The 12,569-nt window shown below is 38.4% G+C and carries 16 protein-coding genes and 7 tRNA genes; 20 read left to right on the plus strand and 3 right to left on the minus strand.

Annotation, left to right across the window (positions count from 1 at the left end; translation table 11 throughout):
* Positions 1 to 20: 20 nt before the first annotated feature.
* Positions 21 to 1,103: a hypothetical protein gene (locus tag FIM66_RS04240; protein WP_120927788.1), complete on the minus strand. Its 1,083-nt coding sequence runs from the start codon at positions 1,101 to 1,103 to the stop codon at positions 21 to 23.
* A gap of 261 nt (positions 1,104 to 1,364) precedes the next feature.
* Between FIM66_RS04240 and FIM66_RS04245 the strand changes: the two genes are divergently transcribed.
* From FIM66_RS04245 to FIM66_RS04265, 5 genes are all read left to right on the plus strand, one after another.
* Positions 1,365 to 1,682: a F0F1 ATP synthase subunit C gene (locus FIM66_RS04245; protein WP_000669961.1), complete on the plus strand. Its 318-nt coding sequence runs from the start codon at positions 1,365 to 1,367 to the stop codon at positions 1,680 to 1,682.
* Positions 1,683 to 1,751: 69 nt separating this feature from the next.
* Positions 1,752 to 1,838, plus strand: a tRNA-Leu gene (locus FIM66_RS04250).
* A gap of 52 nt (positions 1,839 to 1,890) precedes the next feature.
* Positions 1,891 to 1,977 (plus strand) — tRNA-Leu (locus FIM66_RS04255).
* Positions 1,978 to 2,280: 303 nt separating this feature from the next.
* Entirely contained in the window at positions 2,281 to 2,796 is a 516-nt protein-coding gene (gene cysE, locus FIM66_RS04260) for a serine O-acetyltransferase (RefSeq protein WP_000886360.1), read from the plus strand.
* A 316-nt stretch (positions 2,797 to 3,112) separates the two neighbouring features.
* Positions 3,113 to 3,292 (plus strand): IceA2 protein, encoded by a 180-nt coding sequence (locus FIM66_RS04265; protein ID WP_121294477.1) that lies wholly within the window; start codon positions 3,113 to 3,115, stop codon positions 3,290 to 3,292.
* Between the two features lie 39 nt (positions 3,293 to 3,331).
* Here FIM66_RS04265 and FIM66_RS08025 read toward each other — a convergent pair whose 3' ends face one another.
* Positions 3,332 to 3,472, minus strand: a complete 141-nt coding sequence (locus tag FIM66_RS08025; RefSeq protein ID WP_162972850.1) for a hypothetical protein — start codon at positions 3,470 to 3,472, stop codon at positions 3,332 to 3,334.
* A gap of 145 nt (positions 3,473 to 3,617) precedes the next feature.
* Here FIM66_RS08025 and FIM66_RS04270 point away from each other — a divergent pair, with 145 nt between their 5' ends.
* Both FIM66_RS04270 and FIM66_RS04275 read left to right on the plus strand, forming a co-directional pair.
* Positions 3,618 to 4,607 (plus strand): DNA adenine methylase, encoded by a 990-nt coding sequence (locus FIM66_RS04270; RefSeq protein ID WP_140463520.1) that lies wholly within the window; start codon positions 3,618 to 3,620, stop codon positions 4,605 to 4,607.
* Positions 4,608 to 4,808: 201 nt separating this feature from the next.
* Positions 4,809 to 5,477 carry an HAD family hydrolase gene (locus FIM66_RS04275; RefSeq protein WP_140478755.1) on the plus strand — a complete coding sequence of 223 codons (669 nt, stop codon included), beginning with the start codon at positions 4,809 to 4,811 and terminating at the stop codon, positions 5,475 to 5,477.
* Positions 5,478 to 5,485: 8 nt separating this feature from the next.
* Here the strand turns inward: FIM66_RS04275 and FIM66_RS04280 are convergent, their stop codons facing one another.
* The gene (locus FIM66_RS04280; protein ID WP_140478753.1) at positions 5,486 to 7,222 is read right to left on the minus strand and encodes an ABC transporter ATP-binding protein/permease; all 1,737 of its coding nucleotides are present in this window, start codon (positions 7,220 to 7,222) and stop codon (positions 5,486 to 5,488) included.
* A gap of 191 nt (positions 7,223 to 7,413) precedes the next feature.
* On the opposite strand from FIM66_RS04280, the gene FIM66_RS04285 reads away from it, so the two are divergent.
* The 13 genes from FIM66_RS04285 to rplL all read left to right on the plus strand — a co-directional run bounded on the left by FIM66_RS04285 (position 7,414) and on the right by rplL (position 12,528).
* Positions 7,414 to 7,489: transfer RNA gene (locus tag FIM66_RS04285), tRNA-Thr, on the plus strand.
* A gap of 27 nt (positions 7,490 to 7,516) precedes the next feature.
* Positions 7,517 to 7,601 (plus strand) — tRNA-Tyr (locus FIM66_RS04290).
* 15 nt (positions 7,602 to 7,616) lie between these two features.
* Positions 7,617 to 7,693, plus strand: a tRNA-Gly gene (locus FIM66_RS04295).
* Positions 7,694 to 7,723: 30 nt separating this feature from the next.
* A tRNA-Thr gene (locus FIM66_RS04300) sits at positions 7,724 to 7,798 on the plus strand.
* 127 nt (positions 7,799 to 7,925) lie between these two features.
* On the plus strand, positions 7,926 to 9,125 hold the full coding sequence (gene tuf, locus FIM66_RS04305) for an elongation factor Tu (protein WP_001040584.1): 1,200 nt from the start codon (positions 7,926 to 7,928) through the stop codon (positions 9,123 to 9,125).
* Between the two features lie 33 nt (positions 9,126 to 9,158).
* Positions 9,159 to 9,317, plus strand: coding sequence for a 50S ribosomal protein L33 (gene rpmG, locus FIM66_RS04310; protein WP_000865159.1), 159 nt, complete (start codon positions 9,159 to 9,161; stop codon positions 9,315 to 9,317).
* A gap of 39 nt (positions 9,318 to 9,356) precedes the next feature.
* Positions 9,357 to 9,432, plus strand: a tRNA-Trp gene (locus FIM66_RS04315).
* Between the two features lie 141 nt (positions 9,433 to 9,573).
* Positions 9,574 to 9,753, plus strand: a complete 180-nt coding sequence (secE, locus tag FIM66_RS04320; protein WP_000362125.1) for a preprotein translocase subunit SecE — start codon at positions 9,574 to 9,576, stop codon at positions 9,751 to 9,753.
* A gap of 29 nt (positions 9,754 to 9,782) precedes the next feature.
* Positions 9,783 to 10,310, plus strand: coding sequence for a transcription termination/antitermination protein NusG (gene nusG / locus FIM66_RS04325; RefSeq protein WP_001846772.1), 528 nt, complete (start codon positions 9,783 to 9,785; stop codon positions 10,308 to 10,310).
* A 16-nt stretch (positions 10,311 to 10,326) separates the two neighbouring features.
* Entirely contained in the window at positions 10,327 to 10,752 is a 426-nt protein-coding gene (rplK, locus tag FIM66_RS04330; protein ID WP_001085997.1) for a 50S ribosomal protein L11, read from the plus strand.
* Between the two features lie 44 nt (positions 10,753 to 10,796).
* Positions 10,797 to 11,501, plus strand: coding sequence for a 50S ribosomal protein L1 (gene rplA / locus FIM66_RS04335; protein WP_108583988.1), 705 nt, complete (start codon positions 10,797 to 10,799; stop codon positions 11,499 to 11,501).
* A 110-nt stretch (positions 11,502 to 11,611) separates the two neighbouring features.
* On the plus strand, positions 11,612 to 12,106 hold the full coding sequence (rplJ, locus tag FIM66_RS04340; RefSeq protein ID WP_140478751.1) for a 50S ribosomal protein L10: 495 nt from the start codon (positions 11,612 to 11,614) through the stop codon (positions 12,104 to 12,106).
* 44 nt (positions 12,107 to 12,150) lie between these two features.
* Positions 12,151 to 12,528, plus strand: coding sequence for a 50S ribosomal protein L7/L12 (gene rplL, locus FIM66_RS04345; RefSeq protein ID WP_001018228.1), 378 nt, complete (start codon positions 12,151 to 12,153; stop codon positions 12,526 to 12,528).
* The last annotated feature ends 41 nt before the right edge of the window (positions 12,529 to 12,569 follow it).

The following is a 12,569-nucleotide window of genomic DNA, read 5'->3' on the forward strand; positions in this document are numbered from 1 at the left end:
TAAAATATATACACTCTTTTTTATTCCTCTTCGTGGGTGATAACAATATTTTGAAGGTATTGTTTAGGGGCTTCAATTAAATTAAAGAGGGCGTCGCTATCCCTTTTTATATCAAAATAACTTAAAATATTACTTTTGATATATTCTATATCTGCATTTTCGTTGTTTAACCTATTGATTTCATTTAGTTGATTAGGATGGTATCGTGCCGACCCATAATACCACCCATAAAATGGTATAATGCTTTGTTGAGATTGGCAATTATCGTCTTGGATAGAATTTAATTTTCTTCCCAAATTCTTTGTTGTTTGATTGAAGCTATCAAAAGCTTCTTCAACTTTAGCTTTTAAAAATTTCATGCTCTCATTATCAATGAGTCCTGCAACAACATATTCTAAAACCAACGCAAAACCATAATGAGAAAGAGCGTATCTCGCACAAATGTAGTTACCACTTACATCATTAAAGTTCTTTAATATTAGCCCTTGATTTATTTGGGATATAAAATTATAAAAAATTTCATCTAACTCAATGCGTATTCTTTGTAGACTGGTGCATGTTGATTGTCTAAAAACATCACTTTTAGAAGTTTGAGAAATATCCTTATAAACTTCTTGGAGAAATTTGGTTTTAGCTTTTAAAGCATTAATTTGTTGGGTAACAAAGATGTTTTGTTGTGTGAGTAAGCTTTGATTTTCATTAAAAAGACGATTAGTTTCGGCATATGCTTCATAATAGATTTCCGCTAGTTTATAGTTAAGAATAGGGGCAATATGGTTCATAGTTTCTATAGCAATATTATTCGCTATCTCAAAGCCTATATGACTCCCAAACCCTTTTTCTCCTTTTAGCATAGACGAATACTGTCCGTTACTAGTATACCGCATTAATTTGTCTGGAGAAACACTTGTTTTGTAGTAGACACGCCCATCTTGATTCATAGCGTTACCTATTGCATAGTATAACTCATTTGATTTAATTAAAATCATGCGTTGATAATTGCTATCAAGTGTTTGTTTTCTTGGTAAAGTCGGCAGAATTTTTATTTCACTGCCCCAAACCCTTTCAAATAGTGTAAGTTCTTTATTGTTATCTTTTGGCATTGTGATCCTTTATTGTATCTAATTTATTGACCATGCCATTATACTACTAATGGATTGTTTTAAGTTTTTAAGGATAATTTATTGCTTAAATTAAATTTGTTTTTAAAAACTTCCTTATTTCTAATAATTTAATAAAAACTTATCATTTTAAAAGCGTTTTTAAGCTAATTTATATTAAAATAAGCCCTTGCTTGTATTTTTGAAAGTAGAGGAACGATTCGAAATGAAAATCAAGCCCAATTTTTGAAACGGAGTGCGAAAATGAAATTTTTAGCGTTATTTTTTCTGGCTTTAGCGGGCGTTGCTTTCGCTCATGATGGTGGAATGGGTGGGATGGATATGATTAAATCTTATTCTATCTTAGGGGCGATGATTGGTTTAGGGATTGCCGCTTTTGGTGGGGCGATCGGTATGGGGAATGCGGCTGCAGCGACCATTACAGGCACAGCGAGAAACCCAGGAGTGGGCGGTAAATTGCTCACAACCATGTTCGTGGCCATGGCGATGATTGAAGCGCAAGTGATTTATACTCTAGTGTTTGCTATTATCGCTATTTATAGTAACCCATTCTTAAGTTAAGGGTTTTTGATGGGCTAAATTATTGCTTAAAAAGCATGATTTAGCTATAATATTTGTTTTAAATTTTTAGCACTGGTGGTGGAATTGGTAGACACGCCATCTTGAGGGGGTGGTGGGAGCAATCTCGTGCGAGTTCGAGTCTCGCCCAGTGCACCATTAAGTTTCTTTAAGGAATAAGTGGGTATAATCTCACTCTTTGTTCTATAACGCCGAAGTGGTGGAATTGGTAGACACGCTAGACTCAAAATCTGGTGGGAGCAATCCCGTGTCGGTTCGAGTCCGACCTTCGGCACCATTAATAGTTAATAGCAATCTTTTTCAATCTGCTTTTTATTTTTTCGTTTAAAATAGTTTTATCCCAAATAAATACCAAATTAATGTGGATTAGTGGGTTTTTTAAGCCTTTTTAAAGGGTTGTTTAAGAGAATTTAAAGGATTAAAAGAGAGAGCGTTTTACTCTATTGATTTTACTCCATTAAAAGGAGTGTGAGTTTAGGTATAATGGCAAGAAAAATTTGCATCAAGTTTTATTGGAATGGATGAGAAAAATCTGCTCAAGTCATGTTGATCCAAATATATTTTAACCGGAGACTCTGTCATGCTAGATCTGTCTTATAGCCTGGAGCGTGTCTTGCAAGAAGACCCGGCAGCTAGGAATAAGTGGGAGGTGCTCTTGCTTTATCCGGGCATTCATGCGCTGCTTTGTTACCGCCTAGCGCATGCGTTGCACAAGCGGAGGTTTTACTTCATTGCTCGCACGCTTTCTCAGTTGGCGCGTTTTATCACTGGGATAGAAATCCACCCGGGCGCTAAGATTGGGAGAGGGCTTTTTATTGATCATGGCATGGGTGTGGTGATTGGCGAGACCACAGAGATTGGAGATGATGTTACCATTTATCATGGCGTAACTCTAGGGGGCACGGGCAAGTTCAAGGGCAAGCGCCACCCTACTTTAGGCAATCGTGTGGTAGTGGGGGCAGGGGCTAAGGTCTTGGGCGCGATTTGTGTGGGCGATGATGTGAGGATTGGGGCTAATGCGGTGGTGCTTTCAGATTTACCCACGGGTTCTACGGCTGTAGGCGCTAAAGCTAAAACCATCACAAAGGATCGTTAATTTTAGACAAGCGGTTGGAGTTTGCGCCATGCGGGTTATTTTGAGATAAATTGATTTAATGAGACTGATTTTATAAGAGTTAAGCGGGTTTGTTGTTAAGCTATTCTTTAGGGATTTTGTGATAAAATACTTAAATACTTAAATACTTAAATACTTAAATACTTAAATACTTAAATACTTAAATACTTAAATACTTAAATACTTAAATACTTAAATACTTAAATACTTAAATAAGGTTTATCTGTTAGTTAGGCTATAGACTAGACTAGTAGTTTGATGTTGGGTATATCACAATTTATATTTTAGGAGATTTATAATGGCGGTTGTAATTAAAGTCGTTAATGGCAAAATACAGGAATTTGAGAATGGTAATTATAAGAGAACTTATGGTAGTAACGCTATTAATGTGCAAGTTTCAGGTGGTGTAGTGGCTGTAACCACATCAAAGGGTAAAGTGGAAGAATATAAGAATGGTAGTCATAAAAGAACCTACTAGAAAATAGGGTAATAGCGACAAAAGCTTTGGTGCATTCAGCTAGTGGGGGATGTCGCTGTTTTTCTGGCGGTATTTTAATGAGCAGTTGCGATAGAAAAAGTCTTTATTGGCAATAGAGGGGTTGTTTCGTTGTTTTAATGAAGCGATTGGTAGAGCGTGCGGTATTAAAAAAACGATCATTGTTTCACATAAGATTGATTAGTTGGTTTTAAGATTATTTTAATCGTGGGGGTTAGGACTTATTCATAATCAAGTTATGTTACAATATATAAAATTTAACTTTAATATAGCTATACCATTTAAAGAAGCATACAAACACAGATCAATGAACTACATCGGCTCTAAATACAAGCTCATTCCCTTTATTAAGGAAAATATCCATGCGGTTGCGGGCCATGATCTCTCTGGTGCGATTTTTTGCGATCTGTTCGCTGGGACGGGCATTGTGGGGCGCGCGTTTAAAAAAGCCGTTAATAAGGTTATTTCTAATGATTTGGAATATTATAGCTTTGTTTTGAATCAAAATTATATCGGCAACATTCAAGAAATCCCTAATCAAGAAGAGCTTATTAATGGGCTTAATAGCGTTGCTTTAAAAAAGGGTTTTATCCATTCGCATTATTCTTTGGGGGGGAGTTCAAGGCAGTATTTTAGCGAAACAAACGCTCAAAAAATTGATGCGGTGCGTTTAAAAATTGAAGAGCTTAAACTTTCTCAAAACATTGATAATTGCGCGTATTATTTTTTGCTCGCATCGCTATTAGAGAGCGCGGACAAGGTGGCTAACACCGCTTCAGTTTATGGGGCTTTTTTAAAACGCCTTAAAAAAAGCGCTCAAAAAGAACTCATCTTAAAAGGCGCTCATTTTGATTTGAGTTTAAACGCTAATGAAGTGTATCAGCAGGATTCTAATGATTTGATTGGAAAGATTTCAGGGGATATTTTGTATTTAGACCCTCCTTACAATGCAAGGCAATACGGGGCGAATTACCATTTGTTAAACACGATAGCCGCTTATACGCCCTTTGCTCCAAAAGGCAAAACCGGCTTGCCCAGTTACCAGAAATCCTCTTTTTGCTCTCGCGCTCAAATCTTAAACGCTTTTGAAAACTTGATCAAAAAAGCGCGATTCAAATATATTTTTTTAAGCTATAACAATGAAGGGCTTATGAGTGAGACAGAGATTAAAAATATCTTAAAAAAATACGGCGCTTACTCTTTAGTTACTAAAACTTACATGCGTTTTAAAGCGGATAACAAACGTGCCCATAAAGCCGCGCACACCAAAGAGTGTTTGCATATTCTTATCAAATAAGAGTCAAAATAAACCAACCTTTAAAAACGAGCTTTAAGTTAAAAAATCTAAAGAGCGTTAGAGTTTTTAAATAAGGCTTTAGCGGGCGGTATTTGATTAAAACCAATCCAAGATACTCCAATAATGATAAAAATAATCGCTTAAATACCGCTTAAATAAGGTAAAATGAAACCAAAATAAGCCTATAAAAAAGGGGAAATCATGGCGCTTGAAGTGGTTCTATGGGATTTTGATGGCGTGATTTTTGACAGCATGCATTTAAAAAATGAAGGGTTTAAGGCGTTGTTTCAAAAGCATGGCAACAAGAATCAAGAGGATTTGAAACAATTTGAAGTTTATCACTATCAAAGTGGGGGGATTTCAAGGAATGAAAAAATCCAATATTTTTATAATGAGATTTTAAAAACCCCTATCGCTCAAGAAAAAGTGGATAAATTAGCCCTAGAATTTGGTGCTATCATAGAGCAGAAGCTTTTTGATAGGGGGCATTTGAATAGCGAAGTGATGGCGTTTATTGATAAGTATTATAAAAACTATATTTTCCATATCGCTTCAGCGGCTTTGCATAGCGAATTGCAAGTGTTGTGCGAGTTTTTAGGGATCATTAAGTATTTTAAGAGCGTTGAAGGGAGTCCGCCTAATAAACCCAAGATCATCGCCAATATCATTCAAAAATATGCCTATAACCCAAGCCACATGCTAATGATAGGCGATAGCGTCAATGACTATGAAAGCGCTAAGGCTAATGAAGTGGCGTTTTTGGGTTACAACAGCAAGGTTTTGAAAAATTTAGTGGGTCAAAACGGCTATCAAGGGAAGTATTTAGAGAGCTTTAAAGGGTTTGATTTGCAAAATTTTATAAAAGAGTAAAGCCAACTTTAGCCAAGATTGTCTTTGTGTTGGCTCATATCAATGATGACTTCACAGCGTTCAATCGTGCTTAAGCGGTGGGCGATAACAATCAGAGTTTTATTTTTAGCGATTTGATAGATTTCGTCCATGATTTTACTCTCGGTTTCATTGTCTAGGGCCGAAGTGGCTTCATCTAAAACCAAAATCTCAGGGTTATCGTATAAGGCTCTTGCAATGCCTATGCGCTGTTTTTGACCGCCGCTAAGCTTAGCACCCCCTTCGCCCACTTGGGTTTTAAGGCCCTCATGCTCGCATAAAAAATCATAAATATGAGCCATTTTGCACACCTTAATCAAGCGTTTTTCATCTATGGTGCTCCCAAAAGCGATATTATCCCCCACAGTGCCATCAAAAAGGTAAATATTTTGGGGGATATAGCCTATTTTTTTACGCCATGAGCGCCTGTTTTCGTTGGTTAAAAGGGTGTTATCAATAAAAATTTCCCCACTTTTAGGGTAGGTAAGCCCCATAATAATATCCGCTAGCGTGGATTTCCCGCACCCGCTATGACCTATGAGAGCGACTTTTTGACCTTTTTGAATGGTGAGATTAAAATTCTTTAAAACCGGGTGTTTTGACTTATAAGCGAATGAGATGTTTTGGAGAGTGATTTTTTTATTAAAGTCTAAAGGGACTAAATCCTCTTCAACGATGGTTTTAGTAAGGCTTTTAAAAACAATGTTGGTCGCAAGTTGGTTGTAAGCGATTTCATTGTAGTAGTTGATCACTCCAGTCACAGAAGGGAGTATGCGATAAAGCGCTAGAGCATACATAGAAATGGTAGGGAGCACCATTTTAGCTTCGCCGTATTTGAATAGAATGTAAGCGACCGCTAAAATCAACAAGCTAAAGCCCACCGTTTCTATTGAATACCTGGGGACTACTTGCAAAGTAGAATAAATAATCTCGGTGTCATGGGCTTTACGGCTATTTTCTCCAAAAAGCTTGTGGGCTTCTTCGTGGTTGTCTTTGAGTTTAGTGATTTTGAAATTGCTGAAAAATTTTGAAAAAACCTTAAGCGTTTGCGCTTTGGATTTGGCAGCCATCTCACCCTTTTTCTTGATGAGAACGGTGACTTTTTTGACAATAAGAAAAATTTGTAAGGCGAGGATCATAGTAAAAACGAGCGTTATTTTCCAGTTAGTTAATATGAGCGTGGAATAGAAAAAAACGATCACAGTTATTTCAGTGAGTAAGCTTAAGAATGCGTTAAAGCTCATAAACATGCTCTCTGCTTTATTGTTGATAATATCTCTTAAAGAATCTAAGTTGTGGTTAAGGTGGGAGAGGTAGTTGCTTTTAATGTGCTGTAAAAAAAGTTGTTGCTTGATTTGATAAGCTTTCTTATTGGAAAAACGCCCTTTCAAATAAGTGAAAGACACCCCATAAAACATCCTGAACAAATAAATCCCCACCAAGCAAAAACTAAAGAAATACATAAGACGAACGGGAGATGAAAAATGGAAAAAATCATAGACCATTTTCCAATCTTTATCGTCTAAAGCCCTACTGGGATCGGAAGCGAGAGTGATAAAAGGCATTAGGAGGGTTAGGGACATCACTTCCACAAAAGAAGAAAAAACAGCCATCAACACAAGCAGGAAAAAAACCATTTTTTCCTTGAAAGTGATGAGCATGTAGATTTGCTTTAAAGAGCGCAAAAAGTATTTTAAAGTAGAAATTTTATGTTTTTTTCTTGCCATAATTTAAGTGTCCATAAATTCTTTTATATGTAATGAGCTTTGAGCTGTGTTAAGCTAAATTGAGCTAGATTATAGCTAAAATTTTAACCATGCTCTGTGCCATACGAATAATTTAGCTTTCTGTCATCCTTTCTTGACAAGTCAAGTATAAAACTGCTATAATCCCAAGTCTTTAATTTGTTTAATTTGTTGCTGGCTTAGCTCAGTTGGTAGAGCAGCTGCCTTGTAAGCAGCAGGTCGGGGGTTCAAGTCCCTTAGCCAGCTCCAGTTGAAATGTTATTTTGTAAAGTTTTTGGTGAGATACTCAAGTGGCCAACGAGGGCAGACTGTAAATCTGCTGACTATGTCTTCCGTGGTTCGAATCCACGTCTCACCACCATTTTGTTTTATAGATGCGGGAATAGCTCAGTTGGCTAGAGCATCAGCCTTCCAAGCTGAGGGTCGCGGGTTCGAGTCCCGTTTCCCGCTCCATTTTTAGGATAACATTTTAGTTTTTGAGACGCCTATATAGCTCAGAGGCAGAGCACTTCCTTGGTAAGGAAGAGGTCGGCGGTTCAATTCCGCTTATAGGCTCCAGTTTATAATCTCTTGAATGGCGATAAGACAAAAATGTCTTAAATTTTGTGGTAGCATTTAGGAATACTTAGGATTTTGTTTAGTATAATTTCAAAATCCATTTCAATAAAATTAAGGAGAAATACAAATGGCAAAAGAAAAGTTTAACAGAACTAAGCCGCATGTTAATATTGGAACCATTGGGCATGTAGACCATGGCAAAACGACTTTGAGTGCAGCGATTTCAGCGGTGCTTTCTTTGAAAGGTCTTGCAGAAATGAAAGACTATGATAATATTGATAACGCCCCTGAAGAAAAAGAAAGAGGGATCACTATCGCTACTTCTCACATTGAATATGAGACTGAAAACAGACACTATGCGCATGTGGATTGCCCAGGACACGCTGACTATGTAAAAAACATGATCACCGGTGCGGCACAAATGGACGGAGCGATTTTGGTTGTTTCTGCAGCTGATGGTCCTATGCCTCAAACCAGAGAGCATATCTTATTGTCTCGTCAAGTAGGCGTGCCTCACATCGTTGTTTTCTTAAATAAACAAGACATGGTAGATGACCAAGAATTGTTGGAACTTGTAGAAATGGAAGTACGCGAGTTGTTGAGCACGTATGAATTCCCTGGCGATGACACTCCTATCATAGCGGGTTCAGCTTTGAGAGCTTTAGAAGAAGCAAAGGCTGGCAATGTGGGTGAATGGGGTGAAAAAGTGCTTAAGCTCATGGCTGAAGTGGATGCCTATATCCCTACTCCAGAAAGAGACACTGAAAAAACTTTCTTGATGCCGGTTGAAGATGTGTTCTCTATTGCGGGTAGAGGGACTGTGGTTACAGGTAGGATTGAAAGAGGCGTGGTGAAAGTAGGCGATGAAGTGGAAATCGTTGGTATCAGAGCTACACAAAAAACGACTGTAACCGGTGTGGAAATGTTTAGAAAAGAGTTAGAAAAAGGTGAAGCCGGCGATAATGTGGGCGTGCTTTTGAGAGGAACTAAAAAAGAAGAAGTAGAGCGCGGTATGGTTCTATGCAAACCAGGTTCTATCACTCCGCACAAGAAATTTGAGGGAGAAATTTATGTCCTTTCTAAAGAAGAAGGCGGGAGACACACTCCATTCTTTACCAACTACCGCCCGCAATTCTATGTGCGCACGACTGATGTGACTGGCTCTATCACCCTTCCTGAAGGCGTAGAAATGGTTATGCCTGGCGATAATGTTAAAATCACTGTAGAGTTGATTAGCCCTGTTGCGTTAGAGTTGGGAACCAAATTCGCGATTCGTGAAGGCGGTAGGACTGTTGGTGCTGGTGTTGTGAGCAATATTATTGAATAATATTAGCAAAAAGAGTTACCATAAAGGGTCATTATGAAAGTTAAAATAGGGTTGAAGTGTTCTGATTGTGAAGACATCAATTACAGCACAACCAAGAACGCTAAAACTAACACTGAAAAACTGGAGCTTAAGAAGTTCTGCCCAAGGGAAAATAAGCACACTCTTCATAAAGAAATCAAATTGAAGAGCTAGCTCTTTCTTTTGTATTGTGATTGAAAAGGAGGGGAGGTTAGGTCAGTAGCTCCAATGGTAGAGCGTCGGTCTCCAAAACCGGTTGTTGGGGGTTCGAGTCCCTCCTGGCCTGCCATCTACTAATTTATCTATCAAATTTGTGTTTCAATTGGATTGTTTTTAAATTTTTTAATTTTAGTTTAAGCTATTTTGGATAGAATTGAAAATTCTTTTAATGTATAAATATATTAAGTTTGAGTGAGGGCGAAAAGAAACTATGGATAAATGGCTCATGCAATATAAATTAGCTAGAGAAGAGCTTTCTAAAGTGATATTTCCTATTAAGGAGCAGATACGCAACGCGCTTGTTTCTGTTTTGGTGGTAGTGAGTGCTATCACGCTGTTTTTAGCTTTGTTGGATTTTTCTCTGGGGGCTTTTGTCTCTAGTGTTCTATAGGTTGGTAGCTTTAAATAAGGAGAATAATGATGGATTGGTATGCCATACAAACTTATTCAGGGAGCGAGCAGTCCGTTAAGAAAGCGATTGAGAATCTGGCGAACGACCATAATATAAGAGATAGGATACAAGAGATCATTGTGCCTACTGAAGATATTATAGAGGTTTCTAAAAAAAGCAAGACAAAAGTAACGGAACGAAGCCTTTATCCTGGGTATGTTTTTATTAAGGTGGATTTAGATACGGTTTTGTGGCACAAGATACAATCTTTGCCAAGAGTGAGTCGTTTTATTGGAGAAAACAAAAAGCCAACCCCATTGAGTGAAGCGGATATTGGGCATATTTTAGAAAAAATGAATAACCGAGCAGCCCCCAAGCCAAAAATCTTTTTTGAGCAAGGCGAAGTGGTGCGTGTGGTGGAAGGCCCTTTTGCAAACTTTACCGCTACGGTGGAAGAGTATGATGTGGAACACCGCAAGCTCAAGCTCAATGTTTCTATTTTTGGTAGGAACACTCCAATAGAGATTTTGCATTCGCAAGTGGAAAAAATTATATAACTTTTAAGGAGAAAACATGGCTAAAAAAGTAGTCGGAGAAATCAAACTTCAAATCCCTGCCGGTAAGGCAAACCCTTCACCTCCAGTAGGGCCAGCGTTGGGTCAAAGAGGGGTTAATATCATGGAATTTTGTAAGGCTTTTAATGAGAGAACTAAAGACATGGGGAGTTTTAATATCCCGGTGATTATCACGGTTTATCAAGATAAGAGTTTCACCTTTATCACTAAAAAGCCTCCGGTAACCGATTTGATCAAAAAAGCTTCTGGGGTTGAAAAAGGTTCTGACAACCCGCTTAAGAATAAGATTGCAAAGCTCACCCACAAGCAAGTGGAAGAGATCGCACAATTGAAAATGGAAGATTTAAACACAAGCACCATGGAAGCGGCCAAAAAAATCGTTATGGGCAGCGCTAGGAGCATGGGCGTAGAAGTTGTGGATTAATTGGGTTTTGTTGGAATTGAAAGAAATTTTTAAGGATTAGAATCGTGGCAAAAAAAGTATTTAAAAGATTGGAAAAACTTTTTTCTAAAATTCAAAACGATAAAGCGTATGGCGTAGAGCAAGGCGTAGAGGTGGTTAAATCTCTCGCTTCAGCCAAATTTGATGAAACCGTGGAAGTAGCGTTAAGACTAGGGGTTGATCCAAGGCATGCGGATCAAATGGTGCGCGGTGCGGTGGTGCTTCCTCATGGAACAGGGAAAAAAGTAAGAGTGGCTGTTTTTGCAAAAGATATCAAGCAAGATGAAGCCAAGAACGCTGGGGCTGATGTCGTTGGCGGAGACGATTTGGCTGAAGAAATCAAAAACGGCCGTATTGATTTTGACATGGTGATTGCAACGCCTGATATGATGGCGGTTGTCGGTAAAGTGGGTAGGATTTTAGGCCCTAAGGGTTTGATGCCAAACCCTAAAACCGGAACCGTTACGATGGATATTGCTAAAGCGGTTACTAACGCTAAAAGCGGTCAAGTGAATTTCAGGGTGGATAAAAAGGGCAATGTTCATGCCCCTATTGGCAAAGCGAGTTTTCCTGAAGAAAAAATCAAAGAAAACATGCTTGAGTTGGTTAAAACGATCAACCGCCTAAAACCCAATAGTGCGAAAGGCAAATATATTAGAAACGCCGCTCTTTCGCTCACCATGTCCCCTTCAGTGAGTTTGGACGCACAAGAATTGATGGATATTAAATAGCGTTAGGGGAGTTTTTAATCTTAGGCTGAAGATCGTAAGAGCTAAAAAGCTTAAAATTTCTTTTTTAAAAAGATAATCTTGCAGAGGTCTAGTCTAGAAAGGAGGAAAAGATGCAAAAACAACATCAAAGGCAGCATAAAGTAGAGCTAGTCGCTAACTTAAAATCGCAATTTGTAGATGCCAAAGCCCTTTTAATTTGCGATTATAAGGGTCTTAGCGTGAGAAAGTTGGAAGCTTTAAGGAATAAGGCTCGCATTCAAGGCATTAAAGTGCAAGTGATTAAGAATACTCTTGCTCATATTGCCATGAAAGAGACCGGCTATTCTGATTTGGATTTGAAAGAAACCAATGTGTTTTTGTGGGGCGGTGATCAAATCGCTCTCTCTAAACTCGTGTTTGATTTCCAAAAAGAGCATAAAGATCACTTTGTGTTGAAAGCGGGCTTGTTTGATAAAGAAAGCGTTAGCGTAGCTCATGTGGAAGCGGTTTCAAAACTCCCAAGTAAAGAAGAGCTTATGGGAATGTTGCTTTCTGTTTGGACGGCTCCGGTGCGTTATTTTGTGACCGGTTTAGACAATTTGCGTAAAGCGAAAGAAGAAAACTAAGAGCCTATGATGGCTTTAATTAAAAAAATTTGAAGGATTGGATTATGGCAATTTCAAAAGAAGAAGTGTTAGAGTATATTGGTTCATTGAGCGTTTTAGAGCTTTCTGAATTGGTTAAAATGTTTGAGGAAAAATTTGGCGTGAGCGCGACTCCAACGGTCGTAGCGGGTGCGGCTGTAGCTGGCGGTGCAGCGGCTGAGAGTGAAGAAAAAACCGAATTTAATGTGATCTTAGCGGATAGCGGTGCTGAAAAAATTAAGGTGATTAAAGTGGTTCGTGAAATTACCGGACTTGGCCTGAAAGAAGCTAAAGACGCTACCGAAAAAACCCCTCATGTGCTTAAAGAGGGCGTGAATAAAGAAGAAGCTGAAACCATCAAGAAGAAACTTGAAGAAGTGGGCGCTAAGGTTGAAGTCAAGTAAGACTTAAAACAGGAAGGCCTTTGCGCCTTTCTCTGATCTAG

This window comes from Helicobacter pylori, assembly GCF_006439795.1.
In the GTDB taxonomy this organism is placed as follows: domain Bacteria; phylum Campylobacterota; class Campylobacteria; order Campylobacterales; family Helicobacteraceae; genus Helicobacter; species Helicobacter pylori_CR.